1 protein-coding gene is annotated in these 1306 nt (G+C 67.3%); it reads right to left on the bottom strand.

Features of this window, described 5'->3' with window-relative positions; translation table 11 throughout:
* The coding region (locus tag PJ985_RS23160) for an amino acid adenylation domain-containing protein (protein WP_271685847.1) at positions 1-1306 on the bottom strand (1306 nt) is incomplete at both ends.

The following is a 1306-nucleotide window of genomic DNA, read 5'->3' as shown; positions in this document are numbered from 1 at the left end:
TCGGCGGGTTCGATGCGGAAGCCGCGGATTTTGGTTTGGGTGTCGGTGCGGCCGGTGTAGTGGAGTTGGCCGTCGGTGGTCCAGTGGGCGAGGTCGCCGGTGCGGTAGAGGCGGGTGCCGGGTGGGCCGTAGGGGTTGGGGATGAAGTGGGTTGCGGTGGTGGTGGGTTGGGCGTGGTAGCCGTGGGCGAGGCCGTGGCCTCCGAGGTAGAGCTCTCCGGTGGTGCCGATGGGGGTGGGGTTGAGGTGGGTGTCGAGGATGTAGGTGTGTTTGTTGGTGAGGGGGGTGCCGATGGGGATGGTGGGGGGTGGTGTGGTGGTGGGGGTGAGGGTGTGGGTGGTGGTGAAGCCCATGGATTCGGCGGGGCCGTAGCCGTTGGTGATGGTGAGGTGGGGGTGGAGTTGCTGGAGGTGGTGGGTGTGGGTGGGGGAGGCGGGTTCGCCGCCGGTGTAGGCGGTGTGGGTGGTGGTGAAGGTGGTGGGGTGTTCGTCGGTGAGGTAGTTGAAGAGGCTGGAGGAGAGTTGGAGCATGGTGATGTGGTGGCGGGTGGTGAGTTGGTGGATGAGGGTGGGTTCGGGGCGTTGTCCGGGTTGGAGGACGGTGGTGCCGCCGTGGAGGAGTGCTCCCCAGAATTCGAGGCTGAAGGCGTCCCAGGAGACGGGTGAGCATTGGAGGAAGGTTTCGGTGGGGCCGAAGGTGGCGTAGGTCTGTGCGGTGAGGGTGGAGGTGAGGTTGCGGTGGGAGGAGAGGACGCCTTTGGGTTGTCCGGTGGAGCCTGAGGTGAACATGAGGCAGGCGGTGTCGTGGGGGGTGAGGTGGGGTGTGGGGTTGTGGGTGGGTTGGTGGGTGGTGTCGGTGGTGTCGAGGGTGAGGGTGTGCCAGGGGCCGGTGGTGCGGTGGGTGTGGGGGGTGTGGGTGATGAGGGTGGTGATGTGGGCGGTGTGGGCGGTGGTGGTGAGGCGTTCGTCGGGGAAGTCGGGGTCGAGGATGGTGTAGGCGGCGCCGGTTTTGGTGAGGGCGGTGAGGGTGGTGGCGAGGGGGAGTCCGCGGTCGAGGAGGACGCCGACGAGGTCGCCGCGGGTGACGCCGAGGGTGGTGAGGTGGTGGGCGAGTTGGTTGGCTTCGGTGTTGAGCCGGCCGTAGGTGAGGTGCTCGTTGTTGAAGATGACGGCGGTGTGGTCGGGGCGGGTCGACGCCTGGTGTTCGAAGAGGGTGTTCAGCGTCGCGTCGCCGATGTCGGCGGTGGTGTCGTTCCAGGTCCTGGTCACCAACTCCCGCTCACCCGCACCCAGCACGTCCACGTCGC

Source organism: Streptomyces sp. ACA25, from assembly GCF_028200735.1.
GTDB lineage: Bacteria > Actinomycetota > Actinomycetes > Streptomycetales > Streptomycetaceae > Streptomyces.
The sequence above is the reverse complement of the archived record's forward strand: the minus strand, read 5'-3'. Positions and strand labels throughout refer to the sequence as shown.